We start from the raw sequence: 22,612 nt of genomic DNA on the forward strand, positions 1-22,612 counted from the left end.
GTTCACAGTCCCGCGGAAACGCACTCGCGCGAGGGACGCGCTGTCCGGGCCGTCACCCCGTGCCGCCACAATGGGGGGATGACCGACAGTCCCGCCCGTCCGGCCCCCCTCGCCGACCCGCACCTCGTCTACGACCCCGCCCCCGCAGGCGGCCCCCAGGACGTGGTGATCCTCGGCTCCACCGGATCCATCGGCACCCAGGCCATCGACCTCGTGCTGCGCAACCCCGACCGCTTCCGGGCCACCGCCCTGTCCGCGAACGGCGGCCGGCCGGCGCTCCTCGCCGAGCAGGCGCACCGGCTGCGGGTGCGGACCGTGGCGGTCGCCCGCGAGGACGTCGTACCCGCGCTGCGCGAGGCGCTCGCCGCCGAGTACGGCGGCGCGGAGCCGCTGCCCGAGATCCTCGCCGGACCCGACGCGGCCACCCAGGTCGCCGCCTCCGACTGCCACACCGTGCTCAACGGCATCACCGGCTCCATCGGCCTCGCACCGACCCTCGCCGCCCTGGAGGCGGGCCGCACCCTCGCGCTCGCCAACAAGGAGTCGCTGATCGTCGGCGGCCCGCTGGTCACCGCGCTCGCGAAGCCGGGCCAGATCATCCCGGTGGACTCCGAGCACGCCGCCCTCTTCCAGGCGCTCGCCGCCGGCACCCGGGCCGACGTCCGCAAGCTCGTCGTCACCGCCTCCGGCGGCCCCTTCCGCGGCCGGACCAGGGACGAACTGGCACACGTCACCGTCGCGGACGCCCTCGCCCACCCCACGTGGGCGATGGGCCCGGTCATCACGGTCAACTCCGCGACCCTGGTCAACAAGGGACTGGAGGTCATCGAGGCCCACCTCCTCTACGACATTCCCTTCGACCGCATTGAGGTGGTCGTGCACCCGCAGTCGTATGTCCACTCGATGGTCGAGTTCACCGACGGATCCACGATCGCCCAGGCGACGCCCCCCGACATGCGCGGGCCCATCGCCATCGGACTGGGCTGGCCCGAACGTGTCCCGGACGCGGCCCCCGCGTTCGACTGGAGCAAGGCCTCCACCTGGGAGTTCTTCCCGCTGGACGACGAGGCCTTCCCCTCGGTGGACCTCGCCCGGCACGTGGGGCGGCTCGCGGGCACGGCCCCGGCGGTGTTCAATGCCGCCAACGAGGAGTGCGTCGCGGCCTTCCTGAGCGGCGCGCTGCCCTTCAACGGGATCATGGATACCGTCACCCGGGTGGTGGAGGAGCACGGCACCCCGGTCACGGGAACCTCACTCACGGTGTCGGACGTCCTCGAAGCGGAGACCTGGGCGAGAGCCCGGGCCCGCGAACTCACAGCCACGACGGCGACCGCGGAGGCGCGTGCATGACGACCTTGATGTTCATCCTCGGCATAGTGGTCTTCGCGGTCGGCCTGCTCGTCTCGATCGCGTGGCACGAGCTGGGGCACCTGTCCACGGCCAAGCTCTTCGGCATCCGCGTGCCGCAGTACATGGTCGGCTTCGGCCCGACCATCTGGTCACGAAGGAAGGGCGAGACCGAGTACGGCATCAAGGCGATCCCGCTCGGCGGCTACATCCGCATGATCGGCATGTTCCCGCCGGACGACCAGGGCCGGGTCTCCGCCCGCTCCACCTCCCCGTGGCGCGGCATGATCGAGGACGCCCGCTCGGCGGCCTTCGAGGAGCTCCAGCCGGGTGACGAGACGCGCATGTTCTACACGCGCAAGCCGTGGAAGCGGGTCATCGTCATGTTCGCGGGCCCCTTCATGAACCTGGTGCTCGCGGTCGCCCTCTTCCTCACCGTGCTGATGGGCTTCGGCATCCAGAAGGAGACCACCGTCGTGGAATCCGTCTCGCCCTGCGTCATCGCGCAGAGCCAGCACCGCGACACCTGCGAGAAGTCCGACCCGTCGTCCCCGGCCGCCCAGGCCGGCATGAAGGCGGGAGACAGGATCGTCTCCTTCGACGGCAAGCCGACCAGCGACTGGAACACGCTCTCGGACCTCATCCGGGACAGCGCCGGGAAGAACGTCGCCTTCGTCGTCGACCGCGACGGCCGGCACGTGACCCTGCACGCGAAGATCGCCACGAACCAGGTCGCCAAGAAGGACGCCGGCGGCAACTACGTCGACGGCTACGTCAAGGCCGGCTTCCTCGGCTTCAGCCCCGCCACCGGCGTCGTCAAACAGGACTTCGGCGAGTCCGTGACCTGGATGACCGACCGGGTCGGCGACGCCGTCGACTCCCTCGTCGCCCTGCCCGGCAAGATCCCGGCCCTGTGGGACGCGGCCTTCGGCGACGGCCCGCGCGAGCCGGACTCCCCGATGGGCATCGTCGGCGCCGCCCGGGTCACCGGCGAGATCGCCACCCTGGACATCCCCGCCTCACAGCAGCTCGCCATGTTCGTGTTCGTGCTGGCCGGCTTCAACCTCTCCCTGTTCCTGTTCAACATGCTCCCGCTGCTCCCGCTCGACGGCGGGCACATCGCGGGCGCCCTGTGGGAGTCGCTGCGGCGGAACCTGGCCCGGGTGCTGCGCCGGCCCGACCCCGGACCGTTCGACGTCGCCAAGCTGATGCCGGTGGCGTACGTGGTGGCCGGGATCTTCGTCTGCTTCACCGTCCTGGTGCTGATCGCCGACGTGGTGAACCCGGTGAAAATCTCCTAGCCACCCGTCGTTCACCGCGGCCCGGACCCCTCGGGATCCGGGCCGCATTCCATCGGGTGGGTTTACGGGTGGGATGTGCTGACGCGGGGCCCGGTGCCGTAATCTCAAAGCCTGGAGCCCGCCGTTGCACGGGACCGGACCTTGATCCACGACTTGGGGTTGCACAGCAGATGACTGCGATTTCTCTCGGCATGCCGTCCGTTCCGACCAAGCTCGCCGAGCGCCGGAAGAGCCGGCAGATCCAGGTCGGAAGCGTGGCGGTCGGCGGAGACGCGCCCGTCTCGGTCCAGTCGATGACCACGACCCGCACGTCCGACATCGGCGCCACCCTCCAGCAGATCGCCGAGCTGACCGCGTCCGGCTGCCAGATCGTCCGTGTGGCCTGCCCCACCCAGGACGACGCCGACGCCCTCGCCACCATCGCGAAGAAGTCCCAGATCCCGGTGATCGCGGACATCCACTTCCAGCCCAAGTACGTCTTCGCGGCCATCGAGGCCGGCTGCGCCGCCGTCCGTGTCAACCCCGGCAACATCAAGCAGTTCGACGACAAGGTCAAGGAGATCGCCAGGGCCGCCAAGGACCACGGCACCCCGATCCGCATCGGCGTGAACGCCGGCTCCCTGGACAAGCGCCTGCTCCAGAAGTACGGCAAGGCCACCCCCGAGGCCCTGGTCGAGTCGGCCCTGTGGGAGGCGTCCCTCTTCGAGGAGCACGACTTCCGCGACATCAAGATCTCCGTCAAGCACAACGACCCGGTCGTGATGATCGAGGCCTACCGGCAGCTCGCCGAACAGTGCGAGTACCCCCTCCACCTCGGCGTCACCGAGGCCGGCCCCGCCTTCCAGGGCACGATCAAGTCGGCCGTCGCCTTCGGTGCCCTGCTCTCCCAGGGCATCGGCGACACGATCCGGGTCTCCCTGTCGGCCCCGCCGGTCGAGGAGGTCAAGGTCGGCCTCCAGATCCTCCAGTCGCTCGGCCTGCGCCAGCGCGGCCTGGAGATCGTCTCCTGCCCGTCCTGCGGCCGCGCCCAGGTCGACGTCTACAAGCTCGCCGAAGAGGTCACCGCCGGTCTGACCGGCATGGAGGTCCCGCTCCGCGTCGCCGTCATGGGCTGCGTCGTCAACGGCCCCGGCGAGGCCCGCGAGGCCGACCTCGGCGTCGCCTCCGGCAACGGCAAGGGCCAGATCTTCGTCAAGGGCGAGGTCATCAAGACCGTCCCCGAGTCCAAGATCGTGGAAACCCTCATCGAGGAAGCCATGAAGCTGGCGGAGCAGATGGAGGCCGAGGGCGTCGCCTCCGGCGAACCGTCGGTGTCGGTGGCGGGCTGAGTTTCCGACACCAGCGGGACCGCGCCCCGCAGGGGGCGCGGGGCCGTGCCCGATGTGCGGCTCCGCCGCGTGGGCGCGAGCGACCACGAGCGGCCCGCAGTCGCCGACGGTTCCAGCCTCCCGGGCTCGGAGGCGCACCGCAAAGCAGGCGCAGCTATAGTGCGGAGATCAGCAGACCCCCAGCGTGAGGCCCCGCACGTGTTGACCCAGACCACCTCACGAGTGCTCGAACCGGGCGACCTGGACGCCGCGCTCGCCGTCCTCGACCGCGAGCCGGTCGCGAACGCCTTCGTGACCTCGCGGGTGCAGGTCGCGGGCCTCGACCCCTGGCGGCTCGGCGGCGAGATGTGGGGCTGGTACGAGGACGGCATGCTCACGTCCCTGTGCTACGCGGGCGCCAACCTCGTCCCGATCTGCGCCACCCCCCGCGCCGTCCGCGCCTTCGCCGACCGCGCCCGGCGGGCCGGCCGGCGCTGCTCCTCCATCGTCGGTCCCGCCGACGCCACCGCCGCGCTGTGGCGGCTGCTGGAGCCGCACTGGGGCCCGGCCCGCGAGGTCCGCGCCCACCAGCCGCTGATGGTCACCGACCGCATGCCGGCCGACATCACCCCGGACCCGTACGTCCGCCGCGTCCGCAAGGACGAGATGGAGACGATCATGCCGGCGTGCGTCGCGATGTTCACCGAGGAGGTCGGCGTCTCGCCCCTCGCCGGCGACGGCGGCCTGCTCTACCAGGCCCGGGTCGCCGAACTCGTCGGCTCCGGCCGCTCCTTCGCCCGCGTCGACGACCAGGGCCGGGTCGTGTTCAAGGCCGAGATCGGCGCCGCCACCCCCCAGGCCTGCCAGATCCAGGGCGTGTGGGTGGCCCCCGAGTACCGGGGCAGGGGCCTGGCGGCCCCCGGCATGGCGGCCGTACTGCGCTACGCCCTGGCCGATGTGGCGCCGGTGGTCAGCCTGTACGTGAACGACTTCAACACCGCGGCGCGCAGGACGTACCGCAGGGTGGGCTTCCACGAGGTGGGTGCCTTCATGAGCGTGCTCTTCTGACCGCCCTGTACGCTCCCGGCATGGACCTCGTGATCGGCCCCCTGGACCTCACTGCCCACGTGGACGAGGCCCTGGCCGTCCAAGCCGTCGCCTTCGGGCTCGGCCCGGACGAAGTCGCCGTACGCCGTCAGATCGTCCAGCGGCACATGCAGTACCGCGGTGCGCGCGCCTACGGCGCCACCGTCCGGGGACGGCTCGTCGGTTTCGTCTACGGCATGCCCAACAGCCGTACCCACTGGTGGTCCACCGTCGTCGAGCCCTACCTGCGCGCGGGCGGCAACGACTTCTGGCTGGACGACTCCTTCGTCATCACCGAACTGCACGTCCACCCCGACCACCAGAACCGCGGCATCGGCCGGCGCCTGATCACCACCATCACCGACACCGCCGACGAACCCCGCTCGATCCTCTCCGCGATCGACACCGACAGCCCCGCCCGCGGCCTCTACCACTCCCTCGGCTACGTCGACCTCGCCCGCCGGGTCCACTTCCCGAGCGCACCGAGGCCGTACGCCGTGATGGGCGCCCCCCTGCCGCTGCGCCGGCGATAACCGATTTCCACCGGCACAGGCGGCCCGGCTAACCTCCATGCCATCACCCTTTCCCGGCAGGAGTACGAGAACCATGGCCAACGCACCGGTCCAGCGCATGTCCCAGTTGATGGCGAAGACGCTGCGCGACGACCCGGCGGACGCCGAGGTCCTCAGCCACAAGCTCCTCGTCCGCGCCGGCTACGTCCGCCGCACGGCCGCCGGCATCTGGAGCTGGCTGCCCCTCGGCAAGAAGGTCCTCGCCAACATCGAGCGCGTCGTCCGCGAGGAGATGGACGCCATCGGCGCCCAGGAGGTCACGCTGCCCGCCCTGCTGCCGCGTGAGCCCTACGAGGCCACCGGCCGCTGGGACGAGTACGGCCAGGAGCTGTTCCGGCTCAAGGACCGCAAGGGCGGCGACTACCTCCTCGGCCCCACCCACGAGGAGATCTTCACCCTCCTGGTCAAGGACCAGTGCACGTCCTACAAGGACCTGCCGGTGATCCTCTACCAGATCCAGACCAAGTTCCGTGACGAGGCCCGGCCCCGCGCCGGCATCCTGCGCGGCCGCGAGTTCCTGATGAAGGACTCGTACTCCTTCGACCTGGACGACGAGGGCCTCGGCCGGTCCTACGCCCTGCACCGCGAGGCCTACCAGCGCGTCTTCGCGCGGCTCGGCCTCGACTACCGCATCGTCGCGGCCACCGCCGGCGCCATGGGCGGCTCCAAGTCCGAGGAGTTCCTCGCCCCGGCCGAGGCGGGCGAGGACACCTTCGCCGACTGCCCGAACTGCGACTTCGCCGCCAACACGGAGGCGATCACGTACGAGCTGAAGCCGGTGGACGCCTCCGGCGTGCCCGCCGCCGAGGACATCCCGACCCCGGACACCCCGACCATCGAGACGCTGGCCGCCTCGCTCGGCGTCCCGGCCTCCGCCACGCTGAAGAACCTGCTGGTCAAGGTGGACGGTGAGATCGTCGCCGTCGGCGTGCCCGGGGACCGCGAGGTGGACCTGGGCAAGGTGGAGGCGCACTTCGCCCCGGCCACCGTCGAGATGGTCACCGAGGCGGACTTCGCCGAGCGCACCGACCTGGTCCGCGGCTACGTCGGCCCGCAGGGCCTGGGTGAGAAGGTGAAGTACATCGCCGACCCGCGCGTGGCCCCCGGCACCGCCTGGATCACCGGCGCCAACAAGGAGCACACCCACGCCAAGAACGTCGTCGCCGGCCGGGACTTCGAGGTCGACGAGTACGTGGACGTCGTGGTGGTCCAGGAGGGCGACCCGTGCCCCAAGTGCGGCACCGGCCTGAAGTTGGACCGCGCCATCGAGATCGGCCACATCTTCCAGCTCGGCCGCAAGTACACCGACGCCCTCAAGCTGGACGTCCTCGGCCAGAACGGCAAGCCGGTCCGCGTGACCATGGGCTCCTACGGCATCGGTGTCTCCCGTGCCGTCGCCGCGCTCGCCGAGCAGACCGCCGACGAGCACGGCCTGGTGTGGCCCAAGGAGATCGCCCCGGCCGACGTGCACGTCGTCGCCGCCGGCAAGGCGCTCCAGACCGAGCTGGCCCTCGATGTCTCCGACAAGCTCGCCGCCGCGGGTGTCCGCGTCCTGGTGGACGACCGGGCCGGGGTCTCCCCGGGCGTGAAGTTCACCGACGCCGAGCTGATCGGCGTCCCGCAGATCCTGGTCGCCGGCCGCCGCTCCGGCGAGGGCGTCCTGGAGCTGAAGGACCGCAAGACCGGCGAGCGCGAGGAACTGACGGTCGAGGACGCGATCGCCCGCCTGACCGCACAGTGAGCGACGACCAGCGGTAGGGAACACCCCGGGCCCTCCCGGGGTGTTCGGAGGTGGCGCCAGTCGTCCGGGGGCGGCCCGCGCGGTGGCCGGGCTCATTTGGGGTTGGCCCGGGCGGTGGCCATGGTCGTCCGGGGGCGGTCCGCGCGGTGGCCGGGCTCACTTGGGGTTGGCCCGCGCGGTGGCCATGGTCGTCCGGAGGCGGCCCGCGTGGTGGCCGGGCTCACTTGGGGTTGGCCCGCGCGGTGTCATGGTCGTCCAGGGGTGGCCCGCGCAGCGGTCGTGGTTGTCCGGGGGCGGCCCGCGCACTGGCCGGGCTGACTTGGGGCCGGGTTCGTGAAGGGGCCACCCGGCCACCCTCATCTGGGGCCGGGTGGCGGTGTGGCCACGCGCGCCTCTCGCGAGATGGCCGCGTGCGCCTAGAGCCAGCTCGCGAACTCCAGCAGGAGTTCCGCGTCCTTCTCGCGGCCCACCCGGCGCGCCCGCACCCCGGACTCCACCGCCCGGAACAGCGTCCAGCCCCGCAGCCGTTCCTGGTCGACCTCCAGGGACTCGGCGAGCCGCTTGATCCGGCGCCGGGTGGTGGACGGCCCGGACGACGCCGCGATCAGATCCTCCACCCGGTCCCGCACCAGCCGCGCCAGGTCGAAGGCGCTCTCGCCGACCACCGGGTCCGGGCCCACCGCCAGCCAGGGCATCCGCTCCCCGGAGAGCACCTTGCTCTGCCGGAACGTGCCGTGCAGCAGCAACTGCTCGGGCGGCGCGGCCAGCAGCTCCGCACGGGCGGCGAGGGCCGCCTCCACCAGCGGGGCCGCCTCCGGATCGGTTCCGGCGCCCGCCCGCATCGCCACCGCCTGCCGCCCGGTCCGCTCGGCGACGGTCTCGAAGACGTGCCCGGCCGGCGGCGCCACCCACAGCCTGCGCAGCGTCCCCGCGGCCTCCAGCAGCGCCTTCGCCTCCGGCAACGACCGCACGGACACGTCCGGGTGCAGCCGCTCCAGCAGCAGCGCCCCGTCCTCCGCCTCGGCCTCCAGCAGCTGTACGGCGCCCAGCCCGCCCCAGTGCGCCAGCGCCGCCCGCTCGCTCTCCGGGCGGGCCCGGGGCGGCGCCAGCTTCAGCACGGCGGGGGTGCCGTCCGCCCGGCGCACCAGCACCACCAGACTGCTGCGCCCGCCCGGCACCTGCACCCGCTCGACGGTCAACTCGCGCCGGGCGACGGCCCGCTCGGCCGCCGCGGGCAGCCGCGCCAGCCAGTCGTCCCCGGCCGGTGCCGTCTCACCGAGCGCCCGCACCAGGCGCTGCGGCGGTTCGAAAGCCATGCGCGAGTCGTTCCCTTCGTCTCTGTGCTGCCGGGACCCCGCCCGAGTCTCCCGTCCTGATCCTGTTCCCGATCGTGACCGGTGCCTGCCTGCCGTCCTGCCGTCCTGCCGTTCCGCCCTCGCGCCGTCACGGGCTGCCCGGGGAACGACCCCGGGCGGCCCCGCCGGCGGTCAACGCGCCGGCGACCCGGACGGCGACGGTGCCGTGCCGGCCGCGCCCGCCCGTTCGCCGGACCGCTCGGCCAGACCAGGGAAGGCTACGCTCCCCCCGCTCCAGCGCACCGCCCGCACCGCGGCTTCCCGCAGCGCCCCGGCCGCGTCGGTCCGCCGGGCGCCGCTCGTGGCCCGCACCAGGTCCGCGTACACCCCGGCCAGCCGCTCCTCCAGCCGTGCGGCCAGCCGCAGCGCGGCCGCCCCGTCCTCGACCGGGAACGGCAGCGCGTACGCGGCGCTCGCGGCGACCGGCGCGCCGCCCAGGTCACGCACGGCGCGCACCAGCGCGTCCCGGCGCGCGCGGTGGGCGTCGTACGCCGACCGCGCCTCCGTCCGGCGCCGCTCGCCGATCCGTCCGCCCACGACGCCGTACCCGTACACGGCCGCGTGCTCCGCCGCCAGCGCGGCCTGAAGTGCGCTCAGCTCGGCCTTCCCGGCCTGCTCGGTCCCGTCGCTCACCTGGCCCCCTCCGTCAGCAGGTACGCGTGCGCGGCCCCGGCCGCCGCGACCGACGCCAGCAGCCTCGCCAGCTCGCCCGGCGCCTCCAGCAGGTCCTTGGCCCGCTGGTCGGCGAGGGCGCGCTCGGCGGCGGCCAGCCCGGCGACGGCGTCCTTCTCGCGCGCCGGGACGGGAGCGGCGGAGGCGGTGGCCGTGGCGGAAGGCGTGGGCGCCGTACGGTCCGTGAAGGCCGCCGCGTGCGCCGCGACCTGGGCCCGCAGCGGGCGCAGCCGCTCCGCCAGCCCGGGATGCGCGGCGAGCACGGCGTCGTACCGTGCCAGCAGCACCCGGCTGTCCCGCGCCGCACGCGCGCGTGCCCGCTGCGTGGCCGACGGACCGTCGTCGCCGGACTCCGGCCCGGCCGAGCAGCCCATCAGCAGGGCGCCGCCGGCGGCCGAGGCGAGCAGGGTTCTTCTGCGCGGCGCCGAGGGCACGCGCGAGGGCGGGGGGTAGGGCACGGCTGACGTCCTCGGGGGCTCGTACGAACACACGGGCGGGAACGCCGGCCCGCCGTTGATCACGGTACCCGCGAGTCACTCCGCCTCGCGTCACCGGCTCGACGGCCGGCCCGTGCACGGCGGCACCCCGGGCCTCTGGTGCGAACCGGCCCCCGTCGGAGGCAGTACCCTTTGATCAGACACGCGACCCATCCCACAACAGCACACGCGGCCGAGGAGTCACCCGGATGAGCACCACCCAGAGCGAGAGGCTGCGAGAGCTGCTGGAACCGCTTGTCACCTCCCAGGGGCTGGATCTCGAAGAGATCGCCGTGGACTCCGTCGGACGCAAGCGGGTGCTGCGCGTGGTCGTCGACTCCGACACCGGGGCGGACCTGGACGCCATCGCCGATGTGAGCCGCGCGCTCTCGGCGAAGCTGGACGAGACGAACGCGATGGGTGACGCCGCGTACGACCTGGAGGTCGGAACCCCCGGCGCGGAGCGCCTCCTCACCGAGCACCGGCACTTCGTGCGCGCCACCGACCGGCTCGTGAAGTTCCAGCTCACGGAGGGCGGCGAGCTGGTCGCGCGGATCCTGAAGGTCGACGACGAGGGGATCGACGTCGAGGTGCCCGGCGTGAAGGGCCGCAAGGCCACCGCCCGCAGGCTCGGCTTCCCGGAGATCGCCAAGGCGCGCGTGCAGGTCGAGTTCAACCGCAAGGACAGCGCCGGCCCGGCCGGCGAGAAGGACATGAAGGAAGAGGAGGAGGCGTAGCCGTGGACATCGACATGAGCGCCCTGCGGGGCTTGGTTCGGGAGAAGGAGATCTCCTTCGACCTGCTGGTCGAGGCGATCGAGTCGGCCCTCCTCATCGCCTACCACCGCACCGAGGGAAGCCGCCGACACGCGCGCGTGGAGCTCAACCGGGAGACCGGGCATGTGACCGTGTGGGCGAAGGAGGACCCCGAGGACCTCGCCGAGGGGCAGGAGCCCCGCGAGTTCGACGACACCCCGTCCGGCTTCGGCCGCATCGCCGCCACCACCGCCAAGCAGGTCATCCTGCAGCGGCTGCGCGACGCCGAGGACGACGCGACGCTCGGCGAGTACGCCGGCCGCGAGGGCGACATCGTCACCGGTGTGGTCCAGCAGGGCCGCGACCCGAAGAACGTGCTCGTGGACATCGGCAAGCTGGAGGCCATCCTGCCGGTGCAGGAGCAGGTGCCCGGGGAGACCTACCCGCACGGCATGCGTCTGAGGTCGTACGTCGTCCGGGTGGCCAAGGGCGTGCGCGGGCCGTCCGTCACCCTCTCCCGTACGCACCCGAACCTGGTGAAGAAGCTCTTCGCCCTGGAGGTGCCGGAGATCGCCGACGGTTCGGTGGAGATCGCCGCGATCGCCCGTGAGGCCGGTCACCGCACCAAGATCGCCGTACGGTCCACCCGTTCGGGCCTGAACGCCAAGGGCGCCTGCATCGGCCCCATGGGCGGCCGGGTGCGCAACGTGATGGGCGAACTGAACGGCGAGAAGATCGACATCGTCGACTGGTCGGACGACCCGGCGGAGATGGTCGCGAACGCCCTGTCACCCGCTCGGGTGAGCAAGGTGGAGGTCGTCGACATGGCCTCCCGGTCCGCCCGGGTGACCGTGCCGGACTACCAGCTGTCGCTGGCGATCGGCAAGGAGGGGCAGAACGCCCGCCTGGCGGCCCGCCTGACCGGCTGGCGGATCGACATCCGGCCCGACACCGAGCAGGCCGGGGAGTAGACCGGGGAGCAGATCGGGGCGCCGGGGGAATAGATCCAAGCCGTCCGGCGCTGAGATCACGACAACAGCCGTTCGATTCTTGCCCCGAAGGGGTGAGGTCGGTACGGGGAGGTAGACTTAACTGTGTCTGGCCGGACGCACGCCCGAGCATGCCCTGAACGCACCTGTGTGGGGTGCCGGGAGCGGGCGGCCAAGAACGATCTCCTGCGGATCGTGGAGATCGAGGACGCCTGCGTCCCCGATCCTCGCGGTACGCTGCCCGGCCGGGGTGCCTATGTACACCCCGCCCTGGTCTGTCTCGACCAGGCGGTACGCCGCCGGGCGTTCCCGCGGGCACTGCGCGTCCCGGGACCGCTCGACACAAAGGCGTTGCGCCGATACGTCGAGCAGACAACAGTTGCCGAGCAGGCAACGCCGTAAGACAAGCCGCACGGAACCCCGTTCGGTCTGGTACCTCGCGAGTCGAAAGCAGGTCGAGATTGCGATGAGCACTCGATGAGTACGCGATGAGTACGCCCATGAACTAGCGACGGTCCGGCTTCAACCCGGACCTCAAAGGAGCGAAGTGGCTAAGGTCCGGGTCTACGAACTCGCCAAGGAGTTCGGTGTCGAGAGCAAGGTCGTCATGGCCAAGCTCCAGGAACTCGGTGAATTCGTCCGTTCGGCGTCTTCGACCATCGAAGCGCCGGTTGTACGCAAGCTGACCGACGCCTTCCAGGGCGGTGGCAACGGCAAGTCCGCCGGCAAGCCCGCCCCGCGCAAGGCCGCCCCCAGGCCCGCCGCGCCCTCTCCGGCGCAGGCGGCACGTCCGGCTGCCCCGGCCCCGAGGCCGGCGGCCCCCAAGCCTCCGACGGCGCCCGCTGCCCAGCAGCCGGCCGCCCCGTCGGCCCCCTCGGCGCCCGCCCAGGCCCCGGGCCCGCGCCCGGTGCCGGGTCCCAAGCCCGCGCCGCGTCCGGCCCCGGCCGCCCCGGAGTTCACCGCTCCGCCGGCCCCGGCCGCGCAGACCCCGCAGGCTCCGGCCGCCCAGGGTCCGCGTCCCGGCGCCCGTCCCGGCGCCCCGAAGCCCGGTGGCGCCCGTCCGGCCCCCGGCCAGGGCCAGGGTGCCCGTCCGGGTCAGGGCGGTGGCCGCCCCGGTGGCCAGGCCGCGCGTCCCGGTGCCCGTCCGGCCGGTCCGCGCCCGGGCAACAACCCCTTCACCTCCGGCGGCAACGCCGGTATGGCCCGTCCGCAGGCCCCGCGCCCGCAGGGCGGCCCGCGTCCCGGCCCCGGCGGTGCCCCCGGCGCCGGTCCGCGTCCGCAGGCGCCCGGCGCCCAGGGCGGCGGTCCGCGTCCGCAGGCTCCGGGCGGTCCCCGTCCGTCGCCGGCCGGCATGCCCCGGCCGCAGGGCGGTCCGCGTCCCGGCCCGGCCGGTCCGCGTCCGAACCCCGGCATGATGCCGCAGCGTCCCGCTGCCGGCCCGCGTCCCGGCCCTGGCGGCGGTCGCGGCCCGGCCGGTGCCGGCCGTCCCGGTGGCGGCGGCGGTCGTCCCGGTGGCGGCGGCTTCGCCGGCCGTCCCGGTGGCGGCGGCGGTGCCCGTCCGGGCGGTGGTGGCGGTTTCGCCGGCCGTCCCGGTGGTGGCGGCGGCTTCGGCGGCGGTCCCGGCGGTGGCGGCGGTGGCCGTCCCGGCTTCGGCGGCCGTCCCGGCGGTCCCGGTGGCCGCGGTGGCACGCAGGGCGCCTTCGGCCGTCCCGGCGGTCCGGCGCGTCGTGGCCGCAAGTCGAAGCGGCAGCGTCGCCAGGAGTACGAGGCCATGCAGGCCCCGAGCGTCGGCGGCGTGATGCTGCCGCGCGGCAACGGCGAGACCATCCGTCTCTCCCGCGGCGCGTCGCTCACCGACTTCGCGGAGAAGATCAACGCCAACCCGGCGTCCCTCGTCGCGGTCATGATGAACCTCGGCGAGATGGTCACCGCGACCCAGTCCGTCTCCGACGAGACCCTCCAGCTCCTCGCCGACGAGATGAACTACACGGTTCAGATCGTCAGCCCGGAGGAGGAGGACCGCGAGCTGCTTGAGTCCTTCGACATCGAGTTCGGCGAGGACGAGGGCTCCGACGAGGACCTGGTGGTCCGTCCGCCGGTCGTGACCGTCATGGGTCACGTCGACCACGGTAAGACGCGACTGCTCGACGCCATCCGCAAGACGAACGTCATCGCGGGCGAGGCCGGCGGCATCACCCAGCACATCGGTGCCTACCAGGTCGCGACCGAGGTCAACGACGAAGAGCGCAAGATCACCTTCATCGACACCCCGGGTCACGAGGCGTTCACCGCCATGCGTGCCCGTGGTGCGAAGTCGACCGACATCGCGATCCTGGTCGTCGCGGCCAACGACGGCGTCATGCCGCAGACGGTCGAGGCGCTCAACCACGCCAAGGCGGCCGACGTGCCGATCGTCGTCGCGGTCAACAAGATCGACGTCGAGGGCGCGGACCCGACCAAGGTGCGCGGTCAGCTGACCGAGTACGGCCTGGTGGCCGAGGAGTACGGCGGCGACACCATGTTCGTCGACATCTCCGCCAAGCAGGGTCTGCACATCGACTCGCTGCTGGAGGCCGTGATCCTCACGGCCGACGCCTCGCTCGACCTGCGGGCCAACCCGAACCAGGACGCGCAGGGCATCTCGATCGAGTCCCGTCTCGACCGCGGCCGTGGTGCCGTGGCGACGGTCCTCGTCCAGCGAGGCACGCTGCGGGTCGGCGACACGATGGTCGTGGGCGACGCCTACGGTCGTGTGCGCGCCATGCTCGACGACAACGGCAACAACGTCGCCGAGGCCGGCCCGTCGACGCCGGTCCAGGTCCTGGGCCTGACCAACGTCCCGGGTGCGGGTGACAACTTCCTGGTGGTCGACGAGGACCGTACGGCCCGTCAGATCGCCGAGAAGCGCGCCGCCCGTGAGCGCAACGCGGCCTTCGCGAAGCGCACGCGCCGCGTGTCCCTGGAGGACCTGGACAAGGTGCTCAAGGCCGGCGAGGTCCAGCAGCTGAACCTGATCATCAAGGGTGACGCTTCTGGTTCGGTCGAGGCCCTGGAGTCCTCGCTGCTCCAGCTGGACGTCGGCGAAGAGGTCGACATCCGCGTCCTGCACCGCGGCGTCGGTGCGGTCACGGAGTCCGACATCGACCTGGCGATGGGCTCGGACGCCATCGTGATCGGCTTCAACGTCCGCGCGGCCGGCCGCGCGGCGCAGATGGCCGAGCGCGAGGGCGTGGACGTCCGGTACTACTCGGTCATCTACCAGGCGATCGAGGAGATCGAGGCGGCCCTCAAGGGCATGCTCAAGCCGGAGTACGAAGAGGTCGAGCTGGGTACGGCGGAGATCCGCGAGGTCTTCAAGTCGTCCAAGCTGGGCAACATCGCCGGTGTCCTCATCCGCTCCGGCGAGGTGCGCCGCAACACCAAGGCCCGCCTCATCCGGGACGGCAAGGTGGTCGCGGAGAACCTCACCATCGAGGGCCTGCGTCGCTTCAAGGACGACGTCACCGAGATCCGCGAAGGCTACGAGGGTGGTATCAACCTCGGGAACTTCAACGACATCAAGGTCGACGACGTCATCGCGACGTACGAGATGCGGGAGAAGCCGCGGGCGTAACGCCTGTGGTTCGTGCTGGCCGGCGGGACTGCGGTCCCGTCGGCCAGCGCGCCGTTTTCCGCCCGGGTGCCGCTCCGGCCGACCGCACCGAAACCCTGTCGAGCCACCGGCGGGCACGCGGTACGGTTCTTGATGTCCCCGGCCACACGGACCCGGGGCCATCGATCCCGTACCGGCGGGTGAACCGGTTGCACACATGTACGTGGGGACTCTGTCCTTCGACTTCCTCCTCGGCGACGTCCACTCGCTGAAGGAGAAGCGCTCCGTCGTCCGCCCGATCGTCGCCGAACTCCAGCGGAAGTACGCCGTGAGCGCGGCCGAGGTGGACCACATGAACCTCCACCGGCGGGCGATCATCGGCCTCGCCGCGGTCTCCGGCGACGCCGCGCACCTCACCGACGTACTGGACCGGTGCGAGCGGCTGGTCGCCGGCCGCCCCGAGGTGGAGCTGCTGTCCGTGCGACGGCGCTTCCACGGCGACGACGACTGACCACGAAACGCAAGCAAGAGAAAGAACGGGAGACGGACCAGTGGCCGACAACGCGCGGGCTAAAAGGCTGGCGGACCTCATCCGGGAGGTGGTGGCCCAGAAGCTGCAGCGCGGGATCAAGGACCCGCGGCTCGGCTCACACGTCACCATCACGGACACCCGGGTCACGGGTGACCTCCGGGAGGCGACCGTCTTCTACACGGTCTACGGCGACGAGGAGGAGCGGAAGGCGGCGGCCGCCGGCCTGGAGAGCGCCAAGGGCATCCTGCGCTCCGAGGTGGGCCGCGCGGCCGGGGTGAAGTTCACGCCCACCCTGACCTTCGTGGCGGACGCCCTGCCGGACACCGCCCGGACCATCGAGGACCTCCTCGACAAGGCCCGGCAGTCCGACGAGAAGGTGCGCGAGGCGGCCACGGGCGCCACGTACGCCGGCGGCGCCGACCCGTACCGCAAGCCGGCGGACGACGACAGCGACACGGACGGCGACGCCACCGAATGACCCAGAAGCACACCACGCCCGACGGCCTCGTCATCGTCGACAAGCCGTCGGGCTTCACTTCGCACGACGTGGTCGCCAAGATGCGCGGGATCGCCAGGACCCGCCGCGTCGGCCACGCCGGCACCCTCGACCCGATGGCGACCGGCGTCCTGGTCCTCGGGGTCGAGCGCGCCACCAAGCTCCTCGGGCACCTGGCGCTCACCGAGAAGGAGTACCTGGGCACGGTCCGCCTGGGCCAGAACACCCTCACCGACGACGCCGAGGGTGAGATCACCTCGTCGACCGACGCCTCCAAGGTGACCCGGGACGCCATCGACGCGGGCATCGCCAAGCTGACCGGCGACATCATGCAGGTGCCGTCCAAGGTCAGCGCCATCAAGATCGACGGCGTACGGTCGTACAAGCGGGCCCGTGAGGGCGAGGACTTCGAGATCCCCGCCCGGCCGGTGACCATCTCCTCCTTCGCGGTGTACGACGTCCGGGACGCGGTCGCCGAGGACGGCACGCCCGTGCTCGACCTGGTGGTGTCGGTGGTCTGCTCCTCCGGCACCTACATCCGTGCGCTCGCCCGCGACCTGGGCGCCGACCTGGGCGTCGGCGGCCACCTCACCGCGCTGCGCCGCACCCGCGTCGGCCCGTACAAGCTGGACGCGGCGAAGACGCTGGACCAGCTCCAGCAGGAGCTGACCGTGATGCCGATCGCCGAGGCCGCCACCGCCGCGTTCCCGCGCTGGGAGGTCGACGCCAAGCGGGCCCGGCTGCTGCTCAACGGCGTCCGGCTGGAGATCCCCGACGAGTACGCGGGAGCCGGTCCCGTCGCCGTGTTCGACACCGAGGGCCGTTTCCTCGCGCTGGTCGAGGAACACCGGGGCAAGGCGAAGAGCCTCGCCGTGTTCGGCTGAGGCGCGGGGGCGCGGGGGCGCGGAGGCGTTCAGATCCGAGGCATGAGCCGTCGGCCCTGATATCGGGCCCGCATGGATCGGCGTCCGCTGTGGAGTGGCTGTCCGCCGTGGCTCTCCGCCCGGGAGCGGCTGTCTGCCGTGGAGCGGCGGCCGGCGGCCACACGGGGTCGGTCCTGCCGCCGCTCCACGGTCCCCCCTCGGTTCCCCCACCCCTAGGGTTATCCAGCAACTTCCGCCTATTCACCCGTCCGGGCAGGCGCTCGGAGTGAACCGGGGGAGCGGAAGGGGGCGCGTTCATCACGCGATCTGTCCCGCCGATCATCCCGCGCCTACCGTCGGAACCAGGGCACGGGGACGGGCGGGGAGGTACGACCATGACGGAACGGGGCCCGCGAGGCGGAAGCGGGCGCCGGGGGCACGAGTGCGCAGAGCCGCCGTTCGAGGGGCGCGCCGAGGGGGAGCGCGCGGGCGGGGGCGGCGCGCACGGGGAACGGCCGTCCGGAGCGCGCGCGTACGAGGAGTGCGCCGGCGGTGGGCCGGGCGCGGGTCCGGAAGACCGCGCCCCGGCCACCACCCCGGCCGACGACACGGGCGCAGGCGCCGGAACCGGCCGCCTCGACGCCGCCCTCGTACGCATCCGGGACCTGGCCGGCCGCCCGCGCGGACTCGGCTTCCTCGCCGATCACGAGGGCACCCTGCTCACCAGCCACGAGGCCGTCGACGGCCTGCCCCGGCTGGTGCTGCACGCCGGCGGCGACCGCACCTGCGTGGTCGGCCCCGACGCGGTCACGGCACTGCCTGGTCTCGACCTCGCGCTGGTGCGCACGGAGGGTCTCGGCGTGGAGCCGCTGCCGCTGACCGTGCGGGAGCGGATCGACGCCGGCACCTACGTCCAGGTCGCCGCCGGCTGCTGGCGCGAGGCACGGGTGCTGGCCGCCACGCAGGTGACGTACACCGCCACGGACCGCTTCCACCTGCTGGACGACGCCCTGGAGCTGGCCATCGGCACGGCCGGCCGGGACGCGCTCCGGCTGGGCGGCGGCGCGGCCGGCGGACCGGTGCTCGACGTGCGCACCGGCGCGGTCGTCGGCGTCCTCGGCACCGCCCTGCACAGCGCCCAGCGCGACGCGGGCTTCGCGGTGCCGCTGCGGCCCGCCGACGGCGCCCTCGCCGACCTGCTCGCCCGCAACGCGGCCACCGTGCCCGCGTACGGCGCCGACCTCAACCTCGCCGGCATCCTCCGGCTGACCATGATCTCGGCCGGGCAGGACCTCCCCCCGGGCGCCGTCGAACCGGTCGAACGCCCCGGCGTCGGCCGGGAGTTGGCGGCCTTCACCGTCGGTGACCGGTCCGTGCTCGGCCTCGTCGGCGCGCCGGGCAGCGGTCGTACGACGGAACTCGCGACGCTCGCCGCCCGCCGTGCCCGGGGTGAGGGGCCGGCTCCCACGCTGTGGCTGCGCGGTGCCGATCTCAGGGGCACCGACGACTCGGTGGCCGACGTGGCCCGCCGCACCTTGGCGCGTGCCGCCCGGATCATCGCCGCGTCCCGCTCCGGACGCCCCGAAGACCTCGGCGACACCACGCCCGAACGCGTGGCCCGCCTCGCCGCCCGGGCCGGCCGCCCGCTGCTGCTCCTCCTGGACCGCCCCGAGGAGATGCCTCCCGCCCTCGCCGACCGCCTGCCCACCTGGGCCCAGGGCACGGCCACCTGGCTGACCGGGACGGGAACCCGCCTGGTGGTGGCCTGCCGGGAGGAACACTGGGAACACACCGGCCGGGCCTTCCCACCCGACGTCCTCCACCTGCCGGGCGACCCGAGCGAGCAGGGGCGAACGCCGTCTGGCCACGGGCTCCCGGCGAAGGGCGCCGAGCCGCGGGAAGGACAAGCTGGAACCGGGACCCCGACGCACGACCCGGGCCCGGGCCATGCGCAGGCCGACTCTGCGGTGGAGGCGGGCGGTGCTGGTGCGGTGTGTGCGTCGGCTGGGTGTGCGGTTGAGGCACAGGCTTCCGCCGTACCCGCCGAGTCGGTCCCCGGGGAAGCCCCCGGCACCCCCTCCACGGACCCCCTCCCGCCCTGTCTGCGGATCGGGGACCTCACGCCCGACGAGGCGCGGTGGGCCCGGCTGCGGTACGGGATCCCGGAGGGGGCGCTCGGTGAGCGGGACGCGCGGCATCCGCTCGTACTGCGGCTGTTGTCCGAGGTGCGGGCCGCCGCACCGGACGCGCCGGTCGGCGGGCCCGTCGACCGGCACGACGTGTTCGCCGCCTACCTCGATCTGATGTGCCTGCGCATCGCCGTCCGCCTCGCCGCCGCCGGCGGTCTGCGCGGCACGGCCGTGCGGCGGCTGGCGGCGCGGGTGGCCGGGCAGGTGCACGAGGCCGCCCGGCGCAGCCTCGGGCCGGGGCAGGGGGAGCTGGACGGGGAGTCGTTCGAGGCGGTGTTCCCCTGGGGCCCGGCCCCGGCCAGGCTCGGCGGCGGTACCGGCTGGGCCTCCGCCGTGCTGACCGAGGGTCTCCTCGTGCCGGCCGGTACCGGCTACCGCTTCGCCCACGAGGAACTGGCCGACTGGATCCAGGGCACGCACCTGGACCTGGACGCGGCGCTGCTGGCCCTGGTGCACCGCGTCGGCGAGCCGGGCGCGCCCCGCCCGGTGCCGCACCATCGCGTCGGCCCGGTCGTCCAGGCGCTGCTGCTCCTCGCCCGCCAGCAGGGAACCGGGCAACTCACCCTCCGGCTGCGGGAGCTGGTCGACGCCCTGGACCGTGACACCGGCTCCTGGTGGGCCGCCCGGCTCCTCGCCCGGACCCTGCTCCAGGTCCCGGACGCGACGCCGTACACCGAGGTGCTGCGCCTGCTCGCCGACCGTGTCGTCGCCTGGCACGGCGACCGGCGGCCCGTACCGGCCGACTTCCGCCCCGCTTTCTGGACCGGCCTGCCCGTCCCCGACACCGAGCGCCTGGACCTGCTGCGCCGCCTCGTCCTGGCGGACCCGGCGCCACCCGCGGCAGGCGACCGGTACCTGGACGCCGTCGCCGGACTGCTCACCGCCGCCCCCACCGCCGTACAGCCCCTGCTCACCCAGTGGTTCGCGGACGAGCGGCCGCTGCCCGCGACCCCGCACGCCACCGTGGCCACCGCCGCGCAGGCGCTGCTGCACACCCACCGGCACGGCGCCCTGGACGATCTCATCGAGGTGCTGGGGGCCTGTGCGCACCGGCGTGCCGATGAACTGCTCGCCGTCCTCGCCGAGGAGGAGCCGTCCGCCCTCTGCCGGGCGGTGGACCGCTGGGCGCACGACGAGCGCCCCGCCCGCCGGGTCGCGGCCGTGGCCTTCGCCCTGCGCGCGGCCCCGCACGCCCGCTCGGACGCCGACCGCGAGCTGCTGCGCTACGCCGCCCTCACCCTGCTGGCCCGCCCCGCCGACCGCACCCTGCACGGCGCGGCCCTGGCCCTGCTGGTCCGTGACCCGCGCTCACGGGACCGGCACCTGCCCGCGGCCCTGCGCCACTTCGCGGACGGCGACCCGCAGTTCCCGCCCGGCGCCCTCGTCCCGGCCCTGACCACGCACCCGGAACCGGTCCTGGAGGCCTTCCGCGCCCGCCTGTGCGCCCCGGGCGCCGGCGGCCCGGACACCGCAGCGGTCCTGCGCGGCCTCACCCGGGTCGCCACCCCGGCCCTGGCCCGCCGGGTCGCCGCCATCGTCCGGGAGGCGCTGCGGCTGCGCCCGGAGACCGCCGGACCCGTCGCCGGCCAGGTCGCCGGCCAGGTCGAGCGCCGCCTCGAAGAGGGCCCCACCGCCCGCCCGATCCTGCTGCCCCTCGTCACCGGCCTGCTCGACGGCGGCCCCGAACCGCTCCGGGCGGCCCTCGCCGCCGTCCTCGCCGCCCCCGGCACCCCCGCCTCCCGCCCGCTCCGCCGCGAGCTGCTGGAGTTCCTGCTCGCCCGCGAAGAGGACCCGTCCGTCCTGCTCGCCGTCCTGCACGCGGCCACGGAACACGGCGGCCGGGCGGAGGAGGCCCGCGGCCTGGTCCACCGCACCGGCCTGCTCCTCGTCCGCACGCCCGAGGGCGCCACCCGGTTCGACCGCGCCCTGGTCGACATCGGCCGGCACGTGCCCGGCTTCGCCGCCCGCATGGCCCGCTGGCTGACCGAGGCCCCGGACGACTGGGCGGCCGTGGTCGGCCCCAGCACCCGCCGCATGATCGAGAGCATGGCGGGCGTACGCGTACCGGCCTGAGCCGCGGTGGGAACGTGCGCCCCGTCACAGCCCCCATGCCGATGCCGGCCCGGGGCACCCGGCATGGCACCCTTAGACCTGCACGACGAGGTCAAGGTAGACACGGACAAGGGTTCGAGGAGCGGTCACAGTGCAGCGCTGGCGTGGCTTGGAGGACATCCCCCAGGACTGGGGGCGCAGCGTCGTCACCATCGGTTCCTACGACGGCGTCCACCGCGGCCACCAGCTGATCATCCGGCACGCCGTCGAGCGGGCCCGCGAGCTCGGCGTACCGGCCGTCGTGGTCACCTTCGACCCGCACCCCAGCGAGGTCGTCCGCCCGGGCAGCCACCCGCCGCTGCTCGCCCCGCACCACCGCCGTGCCGAACTCATGGCCGAGCTGGGCGTCGACGCGTGCCTCATCCTGCCCTTCACCACCGAGTTCTCCAAGCTCTCGCCCGCCGACTTCGTGGTGAAGGTCCTGGTCGACAAGCTGCACGCCAAGGCGGTCGTGGAGGGCCCCAACTTCCGCTTCGGCCACAAGGCGGCCGGCAACGTCGAGTTCCTCATCGAGCAGGGCAAGATCTACGACTTCGAGGTCGAGGTCGTCGACCTGTACGTCAGCGGTGAGGCGGGCGGCGGCGAGCCGTTCTCCTCCACGCTGACCCGCCGCCTGGTCGCCGAGGGCGATGTCGCGGGCGCCCGCGAGATCCTGGGCCGCCCGCACCGCGTGGAGGGCGTCGTCGTCCGCGGCGCCCAGCGCGGCCGGGAACTGGGCTTCCCGACGGCCAACGTCGAGACGCTCCCGCACACCGCCATCCCCGCCGACGGCGTGTACGCCGGGTATCTGCACGCCCAGGGCGAGGCCATGCCGGCCGCGATCTCCGTCGGCACGAACCCGCAGTTCGACGGCACCGAGCGCACGGTGGAGGCGTACGCGATCGACCGCGTCGGCCTCGACCTGTACGGCCTGCACGTCGCCGTCGATTTCCTCGCGTACGTGCGCGGGCAGGCGAAGTTCGAGTCGCTGGAGGCCCTGCTGGAGCAGATGGCCGAGGACGTGAAGCGGTGCCGGGAGATCGTGGCGGCGGCGGGGGAGTAGCCGCCGTCCCGGCGGGAGTCGTTTCGGCGAGGCTCGTCACAGGGAGGCTCGTCACAGGGAGAAGGGGGGGCGGGGGGGGGGGGCCCCCCCCCCCCGGGGGGGGGGCCCCCCCGGGGGGGGGGGGGGGGGGGGGGCCGCGGGGGGGGGGGGGGGGGCGGTACCCGGAGCCGGGGCGGCGGGGTGCA

The 22,612-nt window shown here is 73.5% G+C and carries 18 protein-coding genes; 15 read left to right on the forward strand and 3 right to left on the reverse strand.

Annotated elements, in window-relative coordinates:
- Positions 1-78: 78 nt before the first annotated feature.
- The 6 genes from dxr (at position 79) to ACH4LD_RS29200 (ending at position 7,354) form a co-directional block, all read left to right on the forward strand.
- Entirely contained in the window at positions 79-1,350 is a 1,272-nt protein-coding gene (dxr, locus tag ACH4LD_RS29175) for a 1-deoxy-D-xylulose-5-phosphate reductoisomerase (RefSeq protein WP_398057099.1), read from the forward strand.
- On the forward strand, positions 1,347-2,648 hold the full coding sequence (locus ACH4LD_RS29180) for a M50 family metallopeptidase (protein ID WP_398057098.1): 1,302 nt from the start codon (positions 1,347-1,349) through the stop codon (positions 2,646-2,648). The genes dxr and ACH4LD_RS29180 overlap by 4 nt, the downstream gene beginning before the upstream one ends.
- 170 nt (positions 2,649-2,818) lie before the next feature.
- The gene (gene ispG, locus ACH4LD_RS29185; protein WP_366751163.1) at positions 2,819-3,976 is read left to right on the forward strand and encodes a flavodoxin-dependent (E)-4-hydroxy-3-methylbut-2-enyl-diphosphate synthase; all 1,158 of its coding nucleotides are present in this window, start codon (positions 2,819-2,821) and stop codon (positions 3,974-3,976) included.
- A gap of 198 nt (positions 3,977-4,174) precedes the next feature.
- Positions 4,175-5,023 carry a GNAT family N-acetyltransferase gene (locus ACH4LD_RS29190; RefSeq protein ID WP_103811105.1) on the forward strand — a complete coding sequence of 283 codons (849 nt, stop codon included), beginning with the start codon at positions 4,175-4,177 and terminating at the stop codon, positions 5,021-5,023.
- A gap of 20 nt (positions 5,024-5,043) precedes the next feature.
- Complete coding sequence (locus ACH4LD_RS29195) at positions 5,044-5,574, forward strand: GNAT family N-acetyltransferase (RefSeq protein ID WP_132788771.1); 531 nt, start codon at positions 5,044-5,046, stop codon at positions 5,572-5,574.
- Between the two features lie 73 nt (positions 5,575-5,647).
- Positions 5,648-7,354 carry a proline--tRNA ligase gene (locus ACH4LD_RS29200; protein WP_398057097.1) on the forward strand — a complete coding sequence of 569 codons (1,707 nt, stop codon included), beginning with the start codon at positions 5,648-5,650 and terminating at the stop codon, positions 7,352-7,354.
- A 416-nt stretch (positions 7,355-7,770) separates the two neighbouring features.
- Here ACH4LD_RS29200 and ACH4LD_RS29205 read toward each other — a convergent pair whose 3' ends face one another.
- From ACH4LD_RS29205 to ACH4LD_RS29215, 3 genes are all read right to left on the reverse strand, one after another.
- The gene (locus ACH4LD_RS29205; RefSeq protein ID WP_398057096.1) at positions 7,771-8,670 is read right to left on the reverse strand and encodes an aminoglycoside phosphotransferase family protein; all 900 of its coding nucleotides are present in this window, start codon (positions 8,668-8,670) and stop codon (positions 7,771-7,773) included.
- A 171-nt stretch (positions 8,671-8,841) separates the two neighbouring features.
- Positions 8,842-9,342, reverse strand: a complete 501-nt coding sequence (locus ACH4LD_RS29210) for a ferritin-like domain-containing protein (RefSeq protein WP_132788768.1) — start codon at positions 9,340-9,342, stop codon at positions 8,842-8,844.
- Positions 9,339-9,839 carry a hypothetical protein gene (locus ACH4LD_RS29215; protein WP_398057095.1) on the reverse strand — a complete coding sequence of 167 codons (501 nt, stop codon included), beginning with the start codon at positions 9,837-9,839 and terminating at the stop codon, positions 9,339-9,341. Before ACH4LD_RS29215 ends, ACH4LD_RS29210 begins: the two co-directional genes overlap by 4 nt.
- A gap of 227 nt (positions 9,840-10,066) precedes the next feature.
- Here ACH4LD_RS29215 and rimP point away from each other — a divergent pair, with 227 nt between their 5' ends.
- From rimP to ACH4LD_RS29260, 9 genes are all read left to right on the forward strand, one after another.
- A complete protein-coding gene (rimP, locus tag ACH4LD_RS29220; protein ID WP_132788766.1) occupies positions 10,067-10,594 on the forward strand; it encodes a ribosome maturation factor RimP in 528 nt (175 codons plus the stop codon).
- Between the two features lie 2 nt (positions 10,595-10,596).
- Complete coding sequence (nusA, locus tag ACH4LD_RS29225) at positions 10,597-11,583, forward strand: transcription termination factor NusA (protein ID WP_398057094.1); 987 nt, start codon at positions 10,597-10,599, stop codon at positions 11,581-11,583.
- Positions 11,584-11,706: 123 nt separating this feature from the next.
- Positions 11,707-12,003, forward strand: a complete 297-nt coding sequence (locus tag ACH4LD_RS29230) for a YlxR family protein (protein WP_103811097.1) — start codon at positions 11,707-11,709, stop codon at positions 12,001-12,003.
- A 145-nt stretch (positions 12,004-12,148) separates the two neighbouring features.
- Positions 12,149-15,214 (forward strand): translation initiation factor IF-2, encoded by a 3,066-nt coding sequence (infB, locus tag ACH4LD_RS29235; RefSeq protein WP_398057093.1) that lies wholly within the window; start codon positions 12,149-12,151, stop codon positions 15,212-15,214.
- 196 nt (positions 15,215-15,410) lie between these two features.
- Positions 15,411-15,704 carry a DUF503 domain-containing protein gene (locus ACH4LD_RS29240; RefSeq protein ID WP_398057092.1) on the forward strand — a complete coding sequence of 98 codons (294 nt, stop codon included), beginning with the start codon at positions 15,411-15,413 and terminating at the stop codon, positions 15,702-15,704.
- A gap of 40 nt (positions 15,705-15,744) precedes the next feature.
- Positions 15,745-16,203 (forward strand): 30S ribosome-binding factor RbfA, encoded by a 459-nt coding sequence (gene rbfA / locus ACH4LD_RS29245; protein WP_014675351.1) that lies wholly within the window; start codon positions 15,745-15,747, stop codon positions 16,201-16,203.
- Positions 16,200-17,105, forward strand: a complete 906-nt coding sequence (gene truB / locus ACH4LD_RS29250; RefSeq protein ID WP_398057091.1) for a tRNA pseudouridine(55) synthase TruB — start codon at positions 16,200-16,202, stop codon at positions 17,103-17,105. Before rbfA ends, truB begins: the two co-directional genes overlap by 4 nt.
- Positions 17,106-17,479: 374 nt before the next feature.
- A complete protein-coding gene (locus ACH4LD_RS29255; protein ID WP_398057090.1) occupies positions 17,480-21,346 on the forward strand; it encodes a trypsin-like peptidase domain-containing protein in 3,867 nt (1,288 codons plus the stop codon).
- A gap of 130 nt (positions 21,347-21,476) precedes the next feature.
- Positions 21,477-22,427: a bifunctional riboflavin kinase/FAD synthetase gene (locus tag ACH4LD_RS29260; RefSeq protein WP_398057089.1), complete on the forward strand. Its 951-nt coding sequence runs from the start codon at positions 21,477-21,479 to the stop codon at positions 22,425-22,427.
- Positions 22,428-22,612 lie beyond the last annotated feature (185 nt).

It is taken from the genome of Streptomyces sp. NPDC017676, from assembly GCF_044329325.1.
Taxonomy (GTDB): Bacteria; Actinomycetota; Actinomycetes; order Streptomycetales; family Streptomycetaceae; genus Streptomyces.

Coding starts and splice junctions, on each gene's coding strand:
- ACH4LD_RS29205 (WP_398057096.1), bottom strand. CDS start 8,670: ATGGCTTTCGAACCGCCGCAGCGCCTGGTGCGGGCGCTCGGTGAGACG.
- dxr (WP_398057099.1), top strand. CDS start 79: ATGACCGACAGTCCCGCCCGTCCGGCCCCCCTCGCCGACCCGCACCTC.
- ACH4LD_RS29200 (WP_398057097.1), top strand. CDS start 5,648: ATGGCCAACGCACCGGTCCAGCGCATGTCCCAGTTGATGGCGAAGACG.
- rimP (WP_132788766.1), top strand. CDS start 10,067: ATGAGCACCACCCAGAGCGAGAGGCTGCGAGAGCTGCTGGAACCGCTT.
- ACH4LD_RS29255 (WP_398057090.1), top strand. CDS start 17,480: ATGACGGAACGGGGCCCGCGAGGCGGAAGCGGGCGCCGGGGGCACGAG.
- ACH4LD_RS29240 (WP_398057092.1), top strand. CDS start 15,411: ATGTACGTGGGGACTCTGTCCTTCGACTTCCTCCTCGGCGACGTCCAC.
- ispG (WP_366751163.1), top strand. CDS start 2,819: ATGACTGCGATTTCTCTCGGCATGCCGTCCGTTCCGACCAAGCTCGCC.
- ACH4LD_RS29195 (WP_132788771.1), top strand. CDS start 5,044: ATGGACCTCGTGATCGGCCCCCTGGACCTCACTGCCCACGTGGACGAG.
- truB (WP_398057091.1), top strand. CDS start 16,200: ATGACCCAGAAGCACACCACGCCCGACGGCCTCGTCATCGTCGACAAG.
- ACH4LD_RS29180 (WP_398057098.1), top strand. CDS start 1,347: ATGACGACCTTGATGTTCATCCTCGGCATAGTGGTCTTCGCGGTCGGC.